16 protein-coding genes are annotated in these 16,862 nt (G+C 73.9%); 12 read left to right on the forward strand and 4 right to left on the reverse strand.

Translation table 11 applies throughout. The features are described from left to right. Positions 1-15 precede the first annotated feature (15 nt). Together O7613_RS04440 and O7613_RS04445 are read right to left on the reverse strand one after the other, a co-directional pair. Positions 16-1,800, reverse strand: coding sequence for a HAMP domain-containing sensor histidine kinase (locus O7613_RS04440; RefSeq protein WP_282292276.1), 1,785 nt, complete (start codon positions 1,798-1,800; stop codon positions 16-18). Continuing rightward, positions 1,797-2,489, reverse strand: coding sequence for a response regulator transcription factor (locus tag O7613_RS04445; RefSeq protein ID WP_281584072.1), 693 nt, complete (start codon positions 2,487-2,489; stop codon positions 1,797-1,799). The genes O7613_RS04440 and O7613_RS04445 overlap by 4 nt, the downstream gene beginning before the upstream one ends. Before the next feature lie 101 nt (positions 2,490-2,590). Between O7613_RS04445 and O7613_RS04450 the strand changes: the two genes are divergently transcribed. The 12 genes from O7613_RS04450 to O7613_RS04505 all read left to right on the forward strand — a co-directional run bounded on the left by O7613_RS04450 (position 2,591) and on the right by O7613_RS04505 (position 14,932). After that, positions 2,591-3,688, forward strand: a complete 1,098-nt coding sequence (locus O7613_RS04450) for a peptidoglycan-binding domain-containing protein (protein ID WP_282292280.1) — start codon at positions 2,591-2,593, stop codon at positions 3,686-3,688. Beyond that, positions 3,685-4,365, forward strand: a complete 681-nt coding sequence (locus O7613_RS04455; RefSeq protein ID WP_282292282.1) for an ABC transporter ATP-binding protein — start codon at positions 3,685-3,687, stop codon at positions 4,363-4,365. The genes O7613_RS04450 and O7613_RS04455 overlap by 4 nt, the downstream gene beginning before the upstream one ends. After that, complete coding sequence (locus tag O7613_RS04460) at positions 4,362-5,540, forward strand: ABC transporter permease (RefSeq protein ID WP_282292284.1); 1,179 nt, start codon at positions 4,362-4,364, stop codon at positions 5,538-5,540. Before O7613_RS04455 ends, O7613_RS04460 begins: the two co-directional genes overlap by 4 nt. 14 nt (positions 5,541-5,554) lie before the next feature. Further along, a complete protein-coding gene (locus O7613_RS04465) occupies positions 5,555-6,130 on the forward strand; it encodes a hypothetical protein (protein WP_281584068.1) in 576 nt (191 codons plus the stop codon). 47 nt (positions 6,131-6,177) lie between these two features. Beyond that, a complete protein-coding gene (locus O7613_RS04470; protein WP_281584067.1) occupies positions 6,178-6,843 on the forward strand; it encodes a GntR family transcriptional regulator in 666 nt (221 codons plus the stop codon). A 66-nt stretch (positions 6,844-6,909) separates the two neighbouring features. Next, positions 6,910-8,739 carry an allophanate hydrolase gene (atzF, locus tag O7613_RS04475; RefSeq protein WP_282292286.1) on the forward strand — a complete coding sequence of 610 codons (1,830 nt, stop codon included), beginning with the start codon at positions 6,910-6,912 and terminating at the stop codon, positions 8,737-8,739. Between the two features lie 35 nt (positions 8,740-8,774). Further along, the gene (locus tag O7613_RS04480) at positions 8,775-9,464 is read left to right on the forward strand and encodes an isochorismatase family cysteine hydrolase (protein WP_282292288.1); all 690 of its coding nucleotides are present in this window, start codon (positions 8,775-8,777) and stop codon (positions 9,462-9,464) included. A gap of 11 nt (positions 9,465-9,475) precedes the next feature. After that, a complete protein-coding gene (locus tag O7613_RS04485; protein WP_281584064.1) occupies positions 9,476-10,165 on the forward strand; it encodes a cysteine hydrolase in 690 nt (229 codons plus the stop codon). Positions 10,166-10,177: 12 nt separating this feature from the next. After that, positions 10,178-11,803, forward strand: a complete 1,626-nt coding sequence (locus tag O7613_RS04490) for a regulator (protein ID WP_281584063.1) — start codon at positions 10,178-10,180, stop codon at positions 11,801-11,803. 36 nt (positions 11,804-11,839) lie between these two features. Further along, positions 11,840-12,223, forward strand: a complete 384-nt coding sequence (locus tag O7613_RS04495) for an AtzH-like domain-containing protein (protein WP_281584062.1) — start codon at positions 11,840-11,842, stop codon at positions 12,221-12,223. 40 nt (positions 12,224-12,263) lie between these two features. Next, complete coding sequence (locus tag O7613_RS04500; RefSeq protein WP_281584061.1) at positions 12,264-13,043, forward strand: ABC transporter ATP-binding protein; 780 nt, start codon at positions 12,264-12,266, stop codon at positions 13,041-13,043. Next, positions 13,028-14,932, forward strand: coding sequence for a hypothetical protein (locus O7613_RS04505; RefSeq protein WP_282292291.1), 1,905 nt, complete (start codon positions 13,028-13,030; stop codon positions 14,930-14,932). Before O7613_RS04500 ends, O7613_RS04505 begins: the two co-directional genes overlap by 16 nt. Positions 14,933-14,972: 40 nt before the next feature. Here the strand turns inward: O7613_RS04505 and O7613_RS04510 are convergent, their stop codons facing one another. Together O7613_RS04510 and O7613_RS04515 are read right to left on the reverse strand one after the other, a co-directional pair. After that, positions 14,973-15,392, reverse strand: a complete 420-nt coding sequence (locus tag O7613_RS04510; RefSeq protein ID WP_282292292.1) for a PPOX class F420-dependent oxidoreductase — start codon at positions 15,390-15,392, stop codon at positions 14,973-14,975. A 121-nt stretch (positions 15,393-15,513) separates the two neighbouring features. Then, a complete protein-coding gene (locus tag O7613_RS04515) occupies positions 15,514-16,821 on the reverse strand; it encodes a cellulose binding domain-containing protein (RefSeq protein ID WP_282294476.1) in 1,308 nt (435 codons plus the stop codon). Positions 16,822-16,862: the final 41 nt, after the last annotated feature.

Below are 16,862 nucleotides of genomic sequence, written 5' to 3' on the forward strand. Positions count from 1 at the left end.
TCGCCCTCACCTGTGCTACGAACGAGTCACCCCGGGTTCGACGCTGCGCCGGCCGGATTCGCTCCCATTCCCGGGTAGCCGCAGTGTGAAGGTGCTGCCCGCGCCAGGCGTGCTGACGGCGGTCAGGTCGCCGCCGTGCGCCTGGGCCAGCCGGCGGGCGATCGACAGGCCCAGCCCGCTGCCACCGGTGGCACGGGTGCGGGCCTTGTCGGCACGCCAGAACCGGTCGAAGACGTGCGGCAGGTCCGCGGACGAGAGGCCCACCCCGGTGTCGGCGACCTCGACGACGAGGTCGCCACCGTCGTCCCGGGCGCGCACCTCCACCCGGCCGCCCGCCGGGGTGTGCCGGATCGCGTTGCTGAGCAGGTTGCCCACGATCTGCCGGAAGCGGGCCTGGTCGACCACCGCCACCGGATCACCGGTGACGGTGCGCCGCACCGCGACGCCCACCCGGTCGGCGGCGCCCCGGTGCGCCTCGGTGACCTGGGCGAGCAGCTCGGCGACGTCGTGCTCGCCCGGGTGCAGGGCGAGCGTGCCGGCGTCGGCGTCGGCGAGGTCGGCGAGGTCGTCGACGATGTGCTGGAGCAGGCCCGACTCCTCCAGCAGCAGCCGCAGCATGTCCTGGTCGAGGTCGGCCAGCCCGTCCTGGCCGGCGGTCAGCCAACTGCGGATGTTGGTCAGCGGGCTGCGTAGCTCGTGCGCGATGTCGTTGACCATGGTGCGGCGCTGCGCCTCGCTGCGCTCGCTGCGTTCGGCGAGGTCGTTGAACGCGCCGGCCAGACGGCCGATCTCGTCGTTGCGGGCGATCGCCACCGGCTCGGGCCGATGGGTGGCCCGATCCGCCGCGGCGGTGAGCGCCCGCAACGGCCGCACCAGGCGCATGCCGACGACGAGGGTCGCGGTGATCGCGACCAGCAGCACGAACCCGGTGGCCCCGGCGATCCGCAGCGTGCTGCCGGCGGACAGATCGAACACCGGGGTCGGCGGTCGGGCGGGCCGGCTGAGGTAGAGGCGGGCCGGCTCGGCCACGTAGGGGCGGAGCTGCGCGCGCCGGGCCTCGTCCACGCAGTCCTGGGCGTCCACCCGGCTGGCCGGCGCCTCCGGGTCGTGGAACTGCCAGGTGAGGTCGTAGTCGAGGTCGATGGCGCCGATCCGACGCTCCCGTAGGCACGGGGTGACCCGGTCCCGCAGATCGCCCACCGCCAGTTTCTCGGTGCTGGTGGCCATGGTCTCGCGGAACCGGCAGTCCGCCCGCGGTGTCGGGTTCCGCGAGCCCAGCCGCACCACCGCGCGACCGTTGGGCGCCTCGTGCACGGTCGCCTCGATGCCCTGCCGGCGCAGGCAGCTCACCCGCTGCTCGGCCAGCCGGTGCTGTTCGGCCCGCTCCCGCGGGGTCAGCTCGTACGGGCCGACCGCGCGGGGATCGATGACGCCGGAGGCGGCGCCGAGCGGGTCGACGACCGCCGTCGGCCGGTCCGGCGACGCGGCCCCCGGATGGGTCGCGGCGATCGGCGTCCCGTCGGTCGTGGTGAGTGTGACCTGCCGCCCGGTCTCCTCGCCGAGGGCCTGGACGGTCAACTCGACGCCGTCCCACGCCGGGTGGGTCGCCGCGTACCCGAGCAGCGTGTCGTAGATCCGCGAGTCGCCGGCCAGCGACTCGCCGCGCTCCTCCTGCGCCGCCCTGGTCGCGGTCTTCGCCGCCAGCCAGGCGGCGGTCGCCACCGACAGCACGACGATCAGCACCGAGGTGCCCAGCAGCCGCACCACCAGGCTGCGGTGCGGCGGAACGGGACGGCTCACCCGGCCGACCCGTCGACGAGCTTGTAGCCGACGCCGTGCACGGTCAGCAGGTAGGCCGGGCGGCGCGGGTCGCGTTCCAGCTTGCGCCGCAGGTTCATCACGTGCATGTCGACACCCCGGTCGGTGGCGTTCCGGTCCAGGCCGTTGATCCGTTCGACGAGCTGCGGCCGGGTGAAGACCCGCCCCGGCTCGGCGGCCAGCACCGCGAGCACGGCGAGCTCGCGGCGGGTGCAGGGGACGTCGACGTCGTCCATGCGTACCGTGTGTCCGGCCGTGTCCACGGTCAGCGCGCCCACCCGCAGCCCGGCCTCCCGCGGCGGACGCCGGGCCGCGCGCCGCAGCAGCGCCCGCACCCGGGCGACCAGCTCACGCGGGTCGTACGGCTTGGTCAGGTAGTCGTCAGCGCCGACCTCCAGCCCGAGCACCCGGTCGTCGGCGCCGGAACGCGCGGTGAGCATGAGGATCGGCACGTCGTACTCGACCCGGAGCACCCGGCACACGTCCCGGCCGTCGATCTCCGGCATCATCACGTCGAGCACGACCAGGTCGGGCACGCGCCGCCGGACGGCCGCGATGGCCGCGCGGCCGTCGGCGACCACCACCGGGTCCCAGCCGGCGGCCTGGAGGTAACGCCGCACGATCTCGGCCTGCCGGGGGTCGTCCTCCGCGATCAGGATTCTGGCGAGCACGGTCCGACTGTAGGACCCCCGACGACGCCGCCGGCGAAACCTGACAACCGCTCGACAAACCGCTGACCGGGTCCGGACGACTCCCGGCCACCGTGGTGGGCATGACGAGACGGGCAAGGGCGCTGGCGCTCGCCGCCGTGGTGCTGGCCGCCGGCGTCGCCGGCCAGGTCGTGGTGACCAGGTGGCTCGCCGCCGCCGACGAGCCGGTCCGGGCCGGGAAGCACGACAACGCGGCGGCGACCGTGGCGGTGGAGCGGACCGACCTGTCGACGGCGCGGACGATGCCGGGCACCCTCGGGTACGGGGTGCCGCGCACGATCCGGGCGACCGGCGGGACGGTGACCTGGCTGCCGGCCGTCGGCGCGGCGGTGAAGCGGGGCCGGCCGCTGTACCGCAACGACGACCGCCCGGTGACGGTCCTCTACGGAACCACGCCGCTGTTCCGCAAGCTGGACGGCCCGGAGCTGGTCGGCCGGGACGTCCGGGTGCTGGTGGACAACCTGCGTGCCCTCGGCTACCGGGTCGGTGACGAGCCGAGTGGGAAGTCCGCCACGCTCACCGTCCGGCCCGGCGACGCGGTGCTCACCGCGCAGGTGGTCCGCGCGGTCAAGGCGTGGCAGAAGGACGCCGGCCTGCCGGCGACCGGCGTGCTCGACCCGGTGGACGTGGTCGTGTTGCCCGGCGCGGCCCGGGTCAGCCGGGTCACCGCCCAGCTCGGCGACCCGGCGACCGGTGACGTGCTCACCGTCACCGGCACGCGGAAGGTCGTCACCGTCGCGGTGCGGGCCGCCGAGCTGGGCTCGATCCGGCACGGTGCCACGGTCGACGTGGAACTGCCGGCCGGCGACACGACCCGGGGCCGGGTCACCCGGATCGACCGCGACGCCCGCAGCTCCGAGGCGGGCGGGGACGAGGACGCCACCGCCGCCGAGGTGACCGTGACCGTGGAGCTCGGGGACTCGGCGGCGGTCCGGAACCTGGACTCGGCGCCGGTGCAGGTGTCGTTCGCGGGGGAGAGCCGCCGGGACGTGCTCGCGGTGCCGATCGCCGCGCTGCTCGCGCTGCGCGAGGGCGGCTACGCCGTCCAGGTCGCGGGTGGACCGACGGTCGCCGTGGAGACGGGCATGTTCGCCATGGGCATGGTCGAGATCAGCGGCGCGGGCGTGGACGAGGGCACCCGGGTGGTCACCGCCTCATGACCGACATCGTCCTGGCGGTACGCGACGTCAGCATGGTCTACGGCGGCGCCGTGACCGCCCTCGACCGGGTCTCGCTCACCGTCGCCGACGGCGAGCTGCTGGCGATCGTCGGCGCCTCCGGCTCCGGCAAGTCGACCCTGCTCAACATCATGGGCACGTTGGACCGCCCGACCAGCGGCACGGTCCTCGTGCGCGGACACGACGTCGGCACGCTCTCCGACCGGCAGGTGTCCGCGTTACGCGGGCGCAGCATCGGCTTCGTGTTCCAGCAGTTCCACCTCACCGACGGCCTCACCGCCACGGAGAACGTCGGCACCGGGCTGCTCTACGCCGGCGTACCCCGGCGGGAGCGCCGCGACGTGGCCCGGGCGGCGCTCGACCGGGTCGGCCTCGGGCACCGGACGGAGCACCTGCCGCACCAGCTCTCCGGCGGCGAGAAGCAGCGGGTGGCGATCGCCCGCGCGTTGGCCACCCGGCCGGCCCTGGTGCTGGCCGACGAGCCCACCGGCGCGCTCGACACCGCGAACGGGCGGGCCGTGCTCGACCTGCTCCGCCGGCTCAACGCGGAGGGCGCCACGATCGTGGTGATCACCCACGACCGGGACGTCGCCGGGTCGCTGCCGCGCCGCGTCGAGATGCGCGACGGCGCCGTCGTCGCGGACACGAGGTCGTCGTGAGGACCACGCGGCTGTCCCTCACCGACCTTCTCGCCCTGGGCCTGGTGGGCCTGCGGGTACGCCGGGCGCGGGCCGCCCTGTCGGCGCTCGGCATCTCCATCGGCATCGCCACGATGGTCGTGGTGATGGGCATCCCGGCCGCCAGCGAGCAGGCCCTGATGCGCGACCTGGCGAAGCTCGGCACCAATCTGCTCCAGGCCAGCGCGCTGCCCGACCAGCAACCGCCGGCGGCGTTCGACGAGCACGCAAGCGAGATGGCGCGTCGGATCGGACCGGTCACCGACGCGGCGGCGGTGGCGAACACGCGCAGCACCATCGCGCGCAACGACCGCGCGGACAACTCGGCGGCCACCACCGTGCTGGCCGCCCAGCCGCGACTGCTCGACCTCCTCGACGGCCACGTCCGGTCGGGTCGCTGGCTCGACGCCCCGACCGCGCGGTTCCCGGCCGTCGTGCTGGGCGCGGAGGCTGCGGGGCGGCTCGGCATCGAGACCCCGGCCGGCGGCCCGCAGCTCTTCATCGGCCGCCGCTGGTTCACCGTGACGGGCATTCTCGACCCGGTCCCGCTGGCCCCCGAGATCGATCGCGCCGCCCTCGTCGGCTGGCCCACCGCGCAGCGCGAGCTGGGCTTCGACGGTCGGCCCACGGTGGTCTACATGCGTTGTGACGAGCCCGCCGTCGAAGCGGTCCGCGAGGTGCTGCCGGCGACCGTGATGCCGGGCCGGGCGGGCCTGGTCCGGGTCACCCGCCCCTCGGACGCGCTCGCCGCGAAACGCACCACCGAAACCACGTTCAGCGCGCTCTTCCTCGGCCTCGCCGGGGTGGCGCTGCTGGTCGGCGGCATCGGGGTGGCCAACACGATGGTCATCTCGGTGCTGGAGCGGCGCCGCGAGATCGGCCTGCGCCGGGCCCTCGGCGCCCACCGGGGCCAGATCCGCGCGCAGTTCCTCGCCGAGTCGGTCGCCCTGTCGTTGCTCGGCGGCGTCGTCGGCACCCTGCTCGGCGTCGCCGCGACCGTCGGGTACGCGGCGCACCAGGACTGGCCGCCGGTCATCCCGCCGGCCGCGCTGGGCGCCGGCATCGGCGGCGCCCTGCTCGTGGGCGTGGTCGCCGGGGTCTACCCGTCGATGCGCGCCGCCCGTCTCACCCCCACCGAAGCCCTCGCGTCCACCTGACGAAAGGTCCCCCCATGCGTACGAAGCTTCCCGTCGCCGTCCTCGCCGTCTCCCTGGGCGTCCTCGCCGGGTGCGCCGCGCTGCCGCGGAAGGCGGAGCCCGCCGGCCGTCCGGAGGTGGCGACGCTCGAGTCGTCGAGCGCCGCCGCTCCCGCCGCGACGGCGCCCGCTCCGGTGGCGCCGGTGATCCGACCGGACACCACGACCGAGGAGCAGAACCGGATGAACCAGCCCTGGTTGCAGTGCCTGAAGAAGGAGGGCGTGCCGACGCGCACCACGGCGGACGGGTTGCTGGATCTCGCCGGCGGCGACACCAACGAGACGAACGGGCGCATCCTGGCGAACGAACCGAGGTACGTGCAGGCGTGCGGGAAGCTTCGGCCGGTCCTGGCCCCGGAGTTGGACGAGGACAAGAACCCGTACTGGGCCGACGACAACGAGAACTACCACAGGTGCGTCGTGGCGAACGGCAAGCCGCTGGTCAAGAAGGACGGCAGGTGGGTGCCGGGCCCCGGCTTCAACGACTGGGCGCCGAACGAGGCGATGGAGTTGGAGTGCCAGGCGAAGTCCTTCGACGGCAGGAAGGGCTAGGAGCGGCCCGATCCGGACGGCGGGGTTCAGGTGGCAGACTCGGCGGCGTGAACGACGTGGCCGCATCGCCGACGGATGGCGAGCTGGAGAGTGTCAGCCTGGTGGACCTCGCCGTCACCCGGCTCACCCGGGAGATCCTCAGTGGCCGGAGCGACCCGGGCGAACGCCTGGTGGAGGAGCAGTTGACCCGGCGTCTGGGGATCAGCCGGGCACCGCTGCGGGAGGCGCTGCGCCTGCTGGCCCAGCAGGGGCTGGTCGAGCACGTGCCCCGCCGGGGGGCCCGGGTCGCCACCCTCTCGGACCGCGACGTACGGGAGTTGTACGAGCTGCGGGACGTGTTGGAGCGCTTCGCGGTGCGGGCGGGCGTCCCGGTGGGTCGGGAGAGCGACCTGGTCGGCCTGCGGGCGGCGCTGGACCGGATGCGGGAGGCGGTGCGGCTGGGCGACCGGATGGCGGTTGCCGGTGCGCACCGGGCGTTCCACGTCGCGCTCGTCGCGCTCGCCGGCAACCGGCAACTGTCGGCGGTGTACGACTCCATCCTGGTGAAGGTGCAGCTCTACATGGCGGTCAACCTGCGTCGCGAGGCGGAGCTGGCCCAGCCGTCGGACGGGGTGCACCGGCACGAGCGGCTGTTCGAGGCGGTCGCCGGGGGAGATCCGGAGGAGGTGCTCGCTGTGCTCTCCGCGCACGGCGCGCGCTCGTACCTCGGCTAGTCGCGCGTCACGGCGTCGTTACGAACCGCGCCGTCGTTCGTAACCATACTGTCGACAATCGACAGTATGGCAGAGCGAATCGACTCGATCGCGGCGCTGCGGGCGGCCTACCGCAGCGGCGCGACGAACGCCGCCGAACAGGCCGAACGTGTCCTGGCCGGGCTCGCCGGGCAGGCGGGCGGGCCGGTCTGGATCAGCACCGTCCCGGCCGGCGAACTGCGGGCCCGCGCCGACGCGCTGACCCGCCACCCCGACCCCGCCGTGCTGCCGCTCTACGGCATCCCGTTCGCGGTCAAGGACAACATCGACGTCGCCGGCATGACCACCACGGCCGGCTGCCCCGACTTCGGCTACCGGGCCACCGAGGACGCGCCGGTGGTGCGCCGGCTGCTCGACGCCGGCGCGATGCTCGTCGGCAAGACCAACCTGGACCAGTTCGCCACCGGCCTGACCGGCTCCCGATCGCCGTACGGCCGTGGCGAGAGCGTCTTCGGCGGCGGCCTCATCTCCGGCGGCTCCAGCTCCGGATCGGCCGTCGCGGTCGCCGCCGGCCAGGTCAGCTTCGCCCTGGGTACGGACACCGCCGGCTCTGGCCGGGTGCCGGCGGCGATGAACGGGATCGTCGGCCTCAAGCCCACCCGGGGCCTGCTCAGCACCGCCGGCGTGGTGCCGGCCTGCCGCTCGCTGGACTGCGTGTCGGTCTTCGCCACCGACGTGGCGGACACCGTTGACGTGCTGCACGCCGCCCGGGGCGTCTCGGCGGCCGACCCGTGGGGGCGCGCGCTGCCGGCGGACCGGGCGGTCGCCGGCGCGCCGGGGACGCTCCGCCTCGGGGTGCCCGGAGCGGCGGACCTCGACTTCTTCGGCGACCACGGGCAGGCCGACCGGTTCGACGACGGCGTACGGCGACTGGGCGCCCTGGTCGGCGGCGTGCGGCAGGTGCCGCTCGACGCCTTCTACCAGGCGGGGGATCTGCTCTACCGGGGCCCCTGGGTCGCCGAGCGGCTCGTCGCGCTCGACGAATTCCTGCGGGCGCGCCCCGGGTCGGTCCTCCCGGTGACCCGGACCGTGCTGGAGACCGGCCGGGGCTACGACGCGATCGACGCCTTCCGGGGCCGGCACCGGCTCCGCGAGCTGGCCGCCCGGGTGGAGCAGCTCTGGCAGGAGATCGACGTGCTCGTGGTGCCCACCGTCGGCACGACGTTCACACTCGACGAGATCGCCGAGGACCCGATCGGGCGGAACCTGATCCTCGGCCGCTACACCCAGTTCGCGAACCTGCTCGACCTGGCCGCGGTGACCGTACCCAACGGGTTCACCGACGCCGGCCGGCCGGCGAGCCTGACCCTGGTCGGTCCCGCGTTCAGCGACCTCACCCTGGCCCGGCTCGCCGCCGCCCTCACCACCGGCGGCGACCCGGCGGGCGAGACCGCCGAGGGCGGCCCGGGGGCCGGGACCGCCGCGCCGCCCGCGTCGGCCGGCCCGCGCGCGGAGCTGCTGATCGCGGTCGTCGGGCGGCACCTGGCCGGCGAGTCCCGCAACGGCGAGCTGACCGGCCTCGGGGCCACCCTGGTCGGCGCGGCCCGGACCGCGCCGCTCTACCGGCTCTACCGGATGGACACCCCGGACGGCGAGGGGCTACCCGGCCTGGTCCGGGCCGCCCCGGCCGCCCCGGACGGGCGGCCGATCGACGTCGAGCTGTGGCGGCTGCCGGCGTCCGCCGTGGGCGGGCTCCTGGCCGGGGTGCCGGCGCCGCTCTCGCTCGGCTGGGTGCGACTGCACGACGGGCGGGACGTGCTCGGCTTCCTCTGCGAGGCGTACGCCGTGGGACCGCAGGTCGAGGACATCAGCGCAGCCGGCGGATGGCGGGCCTGGCGCCACGCCGCCCGGCGGTGAACGCGACCCCGTGAGGACGACAGCAGGGAGTGAGGATGGGCAGCATCGGGCCGGTACCGGCCAACCCCTACCCGTGGCCGTACGACGGCGCGGCGGACACCGCGCGTACCGCTCTGCTCTGCATCGACTGGCAGACCGACTTCTGCGGCCCGGGCGGCTACGTCGACGCGATGGGCTACGACATCGGCCTGACCCGGGCCGGGCTGCCGGCCACCGCCCGGCTGCTGGCGCACGCCCGGTCCCTCGGGATGCTCGTCGTGCACACCCGGGAGGGCCACCAGGCCGACCTGTCCGACCTGCCGGCGAACAAGCGTTGGCGGTCGGCGCGGATCGGCGCCGAGATCGGCGCTCCCGGCCCGGCCGGCCGGATCCTGGTCCGGGGCGAACCGGGCTGGGAGATCGTGCCCGAGGTCGCCCCGGCGCCCGGCGAGGTGATCGTCGACAAGCCGGGCAAGGGCGCCTTCTACGCCACCAACCTCGACCTGGTGCTGCGCACCCGGGGCATCACGCACCTGATCCTCACCGGCATCACCACCGACGTGTGCGTGCACACCACCATGCGCGAGGCGAACGACCGGGGGTTCGAGTGCCTGATCCTCGCCGACTGCACCGGAGCGACCGACAAGGCCAACCACGACGCGGCGCTGCACATGGTGACCATGCAGGGCGGCGTCTTCGGCTGCGTCGCCACCTCCGCCGACGTCATCGCCGCCACCACGGAATGAGGAGCAGCAGCATGGTGACCGTCGCCGCCCGCCCCGCCCCCTACACCTTCGACGTCCCGAGCACCGCGCTGCTCGTCATCGACATGCAGCGCGACTTCCTGGAGCCCGGCGGGTTCGGTGAGAGCCTCGGCAACGACGTCGGCCAGCTCCGCCGCACCATCGCCCCGCTCGCCGCGCTCCTCACCGACGCCCGCGCCGCCGGCCTGACCGTCATCCACACCCGCGAGGGGCACCTGCCCGACCTCTCCGACTGCCCGCCGGCCAAGCTGCGGCGGGGCGCGCCGAGCCGGCGGATCGGCGACCCCGGACCCAACGGCCGGATCCTGGTCCGGGGCGAGTACGGCCACGACATCGTCGACGAGTTGGCGCCGCGACCCGGCGAGCCGGTCGTCGACAAGCCCGGCAAGGGCGCGTTCCACGCCACCGACCTGGACTCCCTGCTCGTCGCGAGGGGCGTCCGCAGCCTCCTGGTCACCGGTGTCACCACCGAGGTGTGCGTGCACACCACCGTCCGCGAGGCGAACGACCGCGGGTACGAGTGCCTCGTGCTCGCCGACTGCGTCGGGTCCTACTTCCCGGAGTTCCACCGGGTCGGGCTCGACATGATCGCCGCCCAGGGCGGGATCTTCGGGTGGGTCGCCGATTCCACCTCGGTCCGCGCCGCGCTGCCCACCGCCTCCCTTCCGCAGCCCTCCTCCTGACCTGGAGCAGCCATGGTCCCCACCAAGTCCGCCGCCGTGCCGCTTCCGTTCTGGGTGCGCGGCGACACCAACGCGTTCTTCGGTTTCGGCGTCAACGTCCTGGTCAACGTGCTCACCCTGACCGGGCTGTGCCTGGCGGTGGTGAATCTCCCCGAGGGGGAGGTGTTCGGCACCATCCTGCCGGCGCTCGGCATCGCCCTGGTGGCCGGCAACATCTACTACACGCACCTGGCGCGGCGGCTGGCCCGGCGGGAGAACCGCACCGACGTGACGGCCCTGCCGTACGGGCCGAGCGTGCCGCACATGTTCATCGTCATCTTCGTCATCATGCTGCCGATCTACCTGCGCACCGAGGATCCGGTGCGGGCGTGGGAGGCCGGGCTGGCGTGGGCGTTCATCATCGGCGTGATCGTGCTGATCGGCGCGTTCGTGGGTCCCTACATCCGCCGGTACGCGCCGCGGGCCGCCCTGCTCGGCACGCTCGCCGGCATCTCCGTCACGTTCATCTCGATGAATCCGGCCGGGCAGATGTGGCGGATGGCCTGGGTCGCCCTGCCGGTCTTCGCGCTGCTCCTGATCGGCCTGCTCACCGACGTGAAACTGCCGTTCAACTTCCCGATCGGGCTCGCCGCGCTGCTACTGGGCACCGCGATCGGCTGGCTCGGCGGGGCCATGTCGGTGCCGGACGTCACGGCCGCCGCCCGGGACGTCGCGGTCGCCGTACCCTCGTTCCGGGTCGACCTGCTGCTCACCGGGCTTGGTGACATGGCGCCGCTGCTGGCGACGGCGATCCCGCTCGGGGTCTACAACTTCACCGAGGGCATGTCCAACGTGGAAAGCGCGGCGACCGCCGGGGACAACTACAACCTGCGCAGTGTGCTGCTCGCCGACGGCGCGGGTGCGGTGATCGGCGCGGCGCTCGGCTCGCCGTTCCCGCCCGCCGTCTACGTCGGGCATCCGGGCTGGAAGGCGGCCGGCGGCCGGAGCGGCTACTCGATGGCGACCGGCATCGTGATCGCGGTGCTCTGCTTCCTGGGCATGTTCGGCCTGCTGGCGACGATCTTCCCGACGCCTGCCATCGTGCCGATCCTGCTCTACATCGGGTTGCTGATCGGCGCGCAGGCGTTCCAGGCGACACCGCGGGCGCACGCCGCCGCTGTGGTCGCCGCGCTCATCCCGAACATCGCGGCGTGGGCCACCAGCCAGATCGACAACGCCCTGGCCGCAGCCGGCACCACCGCCGCCGCGGTGGGCGACGACGCGCTCAACGGCGCCGGCGTGGTCTACGACGGCCTGCTCGTGCTCGGCCGGGGCGCGATCCTCGCCGGCCTGGTGCTCGGCGCGACGGTGGTCTTCATCATTGACAAGCGGTTCCTGCGGGCCGCGATCTTCGCCGGCACCGGCGCGCTGCTGTCCTTCGTCGGGCTGATCCACGGCGAGAAGATCGAGTGGAACGCCAACGGTCCGGTGGCGCTCGGCTACCTCTTCATCGCGGTGATCTGCGCGGTCTTCGCACTGGGCCGTCCCGCGCCCCGGGTCCCCGACGAGGAGGAACGGGAACTGGACCGCCGGCACGAACCGCCCGTACCCACCGGCCCGGTCGCCGTCGAACAGCCGGCGCCGGCGGTGCGCGGCTGAGGCCGGCGGACCCGACGGCGGAAGGGGACGAACCGCATGGAGATCGACCGGTCGGACGTGGTGGCCGAGGTCACGGCGGCCTTCGCCGACTACGAGCAGGCGTTGGTCGACGGCGACGCGGACCGGATCTGCGGCTGGTTCTGGGATTCCGACCGGACCGTGCGGTTCGGCCTCGCCGACCACCAGTACGGCCTGGACGAGCAGCGCAAGTGGCGGGCCGCGCAGCCACCGCTGCCCGCCGGCCGCCGGCTCGTCGACCCGATGGTCACCACGTTCGGACCCGACCTCGCGGTCGTGACGACCCGTTTCGGGTACGCCGGGACCCCCGCCACCGGCCGGCAGACCCAGACCTGGGTACGCCTGCCGGCCGGCTGGCGGATCGTCACGGCGCACGTCTCCGAACCCGCGTCACCCGACTAGGATCGGCCCGACCATCCCCGTCGGACGGAAGTGTCTCCCCATGCGACTGCCCGCACCGGACAGCTCGTCGCCCGCGCTGGAGCTGACCGGGCTGGTCAAGCGCTTCGGCCCCAAGACCGCCGTGCGTGACGTCACGCTCTCGGTGCCCGCCGGCTCGTTCTACGGGCTCGTCGGCCCCAACGGGGCCGGCAAGACCACCGCGCTGTCGATGGCGGTCGGGCTGCTCCGACCGGACGCGGGCCGGGCCGCGATCTTCGGCGTGGACGTCTGGTCCGCGCCGGTCGAGGCCCGCGCCCTCGTCGGCGTGCTGCCCGACGGGCTGGCGCTGCCCGAGCGGCTGACCGGCCGCGAGCTGCTGGTCTACCTGGCCCGGTTGCGCGGGCTGGACCGGGCCACCGCGGCCGGTCGGGCCGAGGAGCTGCTCGACATCCTCGACCTGCTCGACGCCGAGCGCACGCTCGTCAACGACTACTCCACCGGCATGCGGAAGAAGATCGGCCTCGCCACCGCGCTGCTGCACGCCCCGCGACTGCTCGTGCTCGACGAGCCGTTCGAGGCGGTCGACCCGGTCTCCGCGTTGACCATCCGGGGGATGCTGCGGACCTTCGTCGCCGGCGGCGGCTCGATCGTGCTCTCCAGCCACGTCATGGCGCTCGTCGAGCAGGTCTGCGACCACGTCGCGGTGATCGACGCCGGTCGGGTGGTGGCCGTCGGCACGCTGGCCGAGGTGCGGGGCGGTGAGAGTTTGGAGAGCCGCTTCGTCGAGCTCGTCGGCGAGGGCGCCGGCGCCGGGAGGGTGCCGTCGTGGCTGGCGTCCTGATCGCGATGCGCCTGCGGGTGCTGGCGCACTCGCTCACCGGCTCCCGCGCGGCCGACATGATCACCGGTGGGGTGGTGGGCCTGCTGCTGGCCGTCGGCACCATCGCGCTGGCCGGCGCCGACCTCGTCCCCGGCGCCGCCCGCGCCGACCTGCTCGCCGTGCTGCTGGCCGGCTGGATGTTCGGCTGGCTCCTCGGTCCGGTCTACACCGGCGGCGGCGAGGACAGCCTGCGGCCGGAGCACTTCAGCCTCCTGCCCCTGCGACCGCTGCGCCTCGCGTCCGGCCTGCTCGCCGCCGGGTTCGTCGGCATCGCGCCGGTGGTCAGCCTGGTCGCCTTCGCGTCGCTCGTCGTCTACGCCGTCGGCCACGGCGCGGCAGGTGTCGCGGTCTCCGTCGCGGCCGTGCCGCTGCAACTGGTCCTGGTCCTGGTGTTGTCCCGGCTGGTGGTCGGGGTGCTCGCGGTCGCCGTCCGGTCCCGGCTCGGCGCCGCCCTGGCCGCGCTCGTCAACGCGGCCATGGCGGTGCTGCTCAACCAGTCCTGGGTGCTGATCTGGGCGGCGGTCGACTCGGAGCTGCTGACCTACGGGTTTCCGCCCCGGTTCGCCACCGTGCTGGCCTGGCTGCCGTCGTCGTGGGGGATGACCGCGATCGAGGCGGCCGGCGACGGCGACTGGGTCCGGGTGGCCGCCGCGCTGGCCGGGCTGACCGTGCTGATCGTCGCGGCGCTGGCGATCTGGGCGCGCCTGCTGGTGCGCCGGCTCACCACCCGCCCGAACCAGTGGGCGCCGACGGGCAGCGGGCGGCAGGGGTCGCCGCTCGACCGGCTCGCCGACCGCGGCGCCGCCGGCGTGGTCGCCGCGAAGGAGCTGCGCACCTGGTCCCGTGACCTGATGCGGACCCACCTGTTCTGCTACGCCGTCTTCGTCGGGATCCTCTACACGCTCGTCCCGCTGGTCGTCGACTGGTGGGGCATGCTGCCCTGGGCCGGGCTGATCGTCGCGGTGATGGCGGCGGCCACCTCGTCGAACCTGATCGGCCTCGACGGCACCGCCCTGTGGCTGGGCCTGGTGAATCCCGGTGGGGAGCGCGCCGAGATCCGCGGCCGGCAGCTCGCCTGGCTGCTCCAGGTCGCCCCGGTCACCATCGTGCTCACCGTCGTCGGCACGATCCTCGGCGGCACCGCCGAGACCTGGCCCTGGGCGTTGGCCCTGCTGGCCGCCACGCTCGGCGGCGGCGCCGGACTGCTCGCCCTGATCTCCGTCTACGCCCTGGTCCCGGTGATGGAGCCGAAACGTCGCAGCGGCAACCCGCTCGAAGCCGGCCCGATCTTCGGACAGGTCATCGGCGCCCTGCTGCTGACCTGCCTCACCGCGGCGCCCGCCGCCGCGGTCGCCTGGGCCGGCACCCACTTCGACCGGCCCGCGGTGAGCTGGGCGGCGGTCGCGGTCGGGATGGCCACCGGCGGATGGCTGACGATGTGGGGCGGCCGGCGGGCCGCGGACCGGCTGCGGGCGACCGGCCCGGAGCTGCTCGCCGCGATGCGCGGCGGCGGCACGGTGTCCCTGGGCGCCGTCGACAAGCGGGGGCGGGTCGCGGCGCCGGTGCCGAAACTGCCCAGGGGTACGTCGACGCTCGTCACCTTCTGCTGGACCTTCTGCTGGATCCCGCTGATCCCGCAGGGCCTCATCCCACTCTGGATGATCCACAGCGGCAGCGACAGCCGGGTGTGGTTCGCCGCGCTCTACCTCGACGACCCGTGGCGCATCCCGGTCGCCCTGGCGTTCATCGCGCTCGGTCTCGCCCTGATCGTCACCGGCACGGTCATCCCGCTGCGCCACCAACGCCGGCACCGCCTCGACCGGTCACCGCGGGAGCCGAGCCTGACCTGACCGCTCGGGACGCCGGGTCGGAGAGTTCTCTTCGCCGGCGTCAGCCGACCTGGCTGTTGTCCTTCAGCGCGCCCCACCCGTGCCAGCGGTCGATCTCGATCAACGCGCTGACCCGGGCACGCTCCCGCCGCGGATAGGCGTCGCCGGTGTAGTGCCGCGCAAGCCGGTCGATGTCGGCGAGGCCCTCGTCGTCGCGCAGCTCGGTGACGCGACCGATGATGCTCAGGTGCGTGTACCAGCCCTGCTCGTCGAGCACGGTGAGGGTGACCCGGGGGTCCTTGCGCAGGTGCGCCAGCCGGCGGCGGCCCTCGTCCATGTTCACCAGGATCCGGCCGTCGTCCCAGAGATACCAGGTGGCCGCGGAGACCGGTTGCCCGTCGGGGCGCAGCGTGGCGATGACGGCGGGGTTCGGCTTGCGCAGCATGGCGACGGCGGGCTCGGGCAGCGGCGGCTTCGACATGGCTCTCCTCTTCGCGACGGCTCTGTCTCCGCACTGTACGTACCGGCCGCGGCCGTCGCCCGCCGTACCGCGGGACGCGGGCCCGGAGCCGGGTGGCTCCGGGCCCGCGTCCGTGCTGCGGTCAGGAGGTGGTGCAGGTGACGTTGCCGGGTGCGGTGGCGCCGTTGCCGGTGGCGGTGAACCCGAAGGTGGTCGACGCGTTCGGGGCCAACGCGCCGTTGTAGGCGGCGTTCTGGACGCTCACGTTGCCGGTGGTGCCCGTGTTGACGCCGTTCCAGAGGCTGCTGATGGCCTGGCCGCCGGCCATGGTCAGGCGTACGGTCCAGCCGTTGATGCCGGCGGCGGTGTTGTTGGCCACGGTGACCTCACCCTGGAAGCCGCCCGGCCAGGTGTTGATGGTGCGGTAGGTGGCCGCGCAGCCGGTCGTCGGGGGAGTCGTCGGCGGCGTGGTCGTGGGCGGGGTCGTGGTGGGCGGGGTGGTCGTCGGCGGCGTGGTGGTCGGCGGGGTGGTCGTCGGCGGCGTGGTCGACTCGAACTGGCTGAAGAACCGCCAGATCTCGCCCGACGTCCAGGTCCGGGAGTCGTTCGGGCTGCCCGAGCCGTCGACCGGGCTGGGGGTGTGGTCGCCGTCGAACGCCGCCCACTGCACCGGGTAGCCGGACCGGCAGCCGGAGTAGGTGGTGGTGATGTGGCTGAAGCTGTTCAGAGCCGGTTCGCGCGGGCTCTGCGCGGTGCAGCCGTTGTTCCGGACGAACGTGTCGCGCAGCGACCGGCCCATGGAGATGTTCAGCACGCTGTCGTGGGTGCCGTGGATGCCGAAGTAGGGCACGGGCGCGGTGCCGCCGTTGCATCCGCTGAGGTTGGCGCCGGACAGGACGGCGACGGCGCGGATGACGCTGGCCCGGGCGCAGGCCACCGCGTAGCTCATGGCACCGCCGTAGCTCCAGCCGAGCGCGAACCGCTGGGTGGTGTCGACGCAGAGGTCGTTCTCGACCTGCCGGGAGATGTCGTCGAACAGGGTCAGGTCCCGGCCGTTGGTGTTGGCCCAGCCGGCGTCGATGCCCTGCGGCGCGACGAAGATCGTGCTGTTGTTCGACAGCGGCAGCAGCCCGTAGTAGCCGGCCGACGCGACGTTGTTCGCCGAGCCGTTCAGCCAGTGGAAGCCGAAGACCAGGCGGTAGGGGTGGTTCCGGTCGTACCCGTCCGGGATCCGCAGGATGTAGCTGCGGTTCTGCCCGCTGCTGGTGATGGTGCGGGTGCCGTTGGACAGCGTGGGTGCCTTGCCGCAGCCGGCGGTCGCGGCGAGGGTGCCGTTCGTCGCGGCCTCCGCCGCGCCGCCGAAGCCGGCGTTCAGTACGCCGGCGGCGGTCGCCGCGAGGAGCACGGTGGCGGCAGCGAGGGACGAGAGAAGCTGTGTACGTTTCACTATTGCTTGCCTCCTTGCCAGTGGTGGTGGTGATCCGGTGCCCG

The organism is Micromonospora sp. WMMD975 (assembly GCF_029581215.1).
GTDB lineage: Bacteria > Actinomycetota > Actinomycetes > Mycobacteriales > Micromonosporaceae > Micromonospora.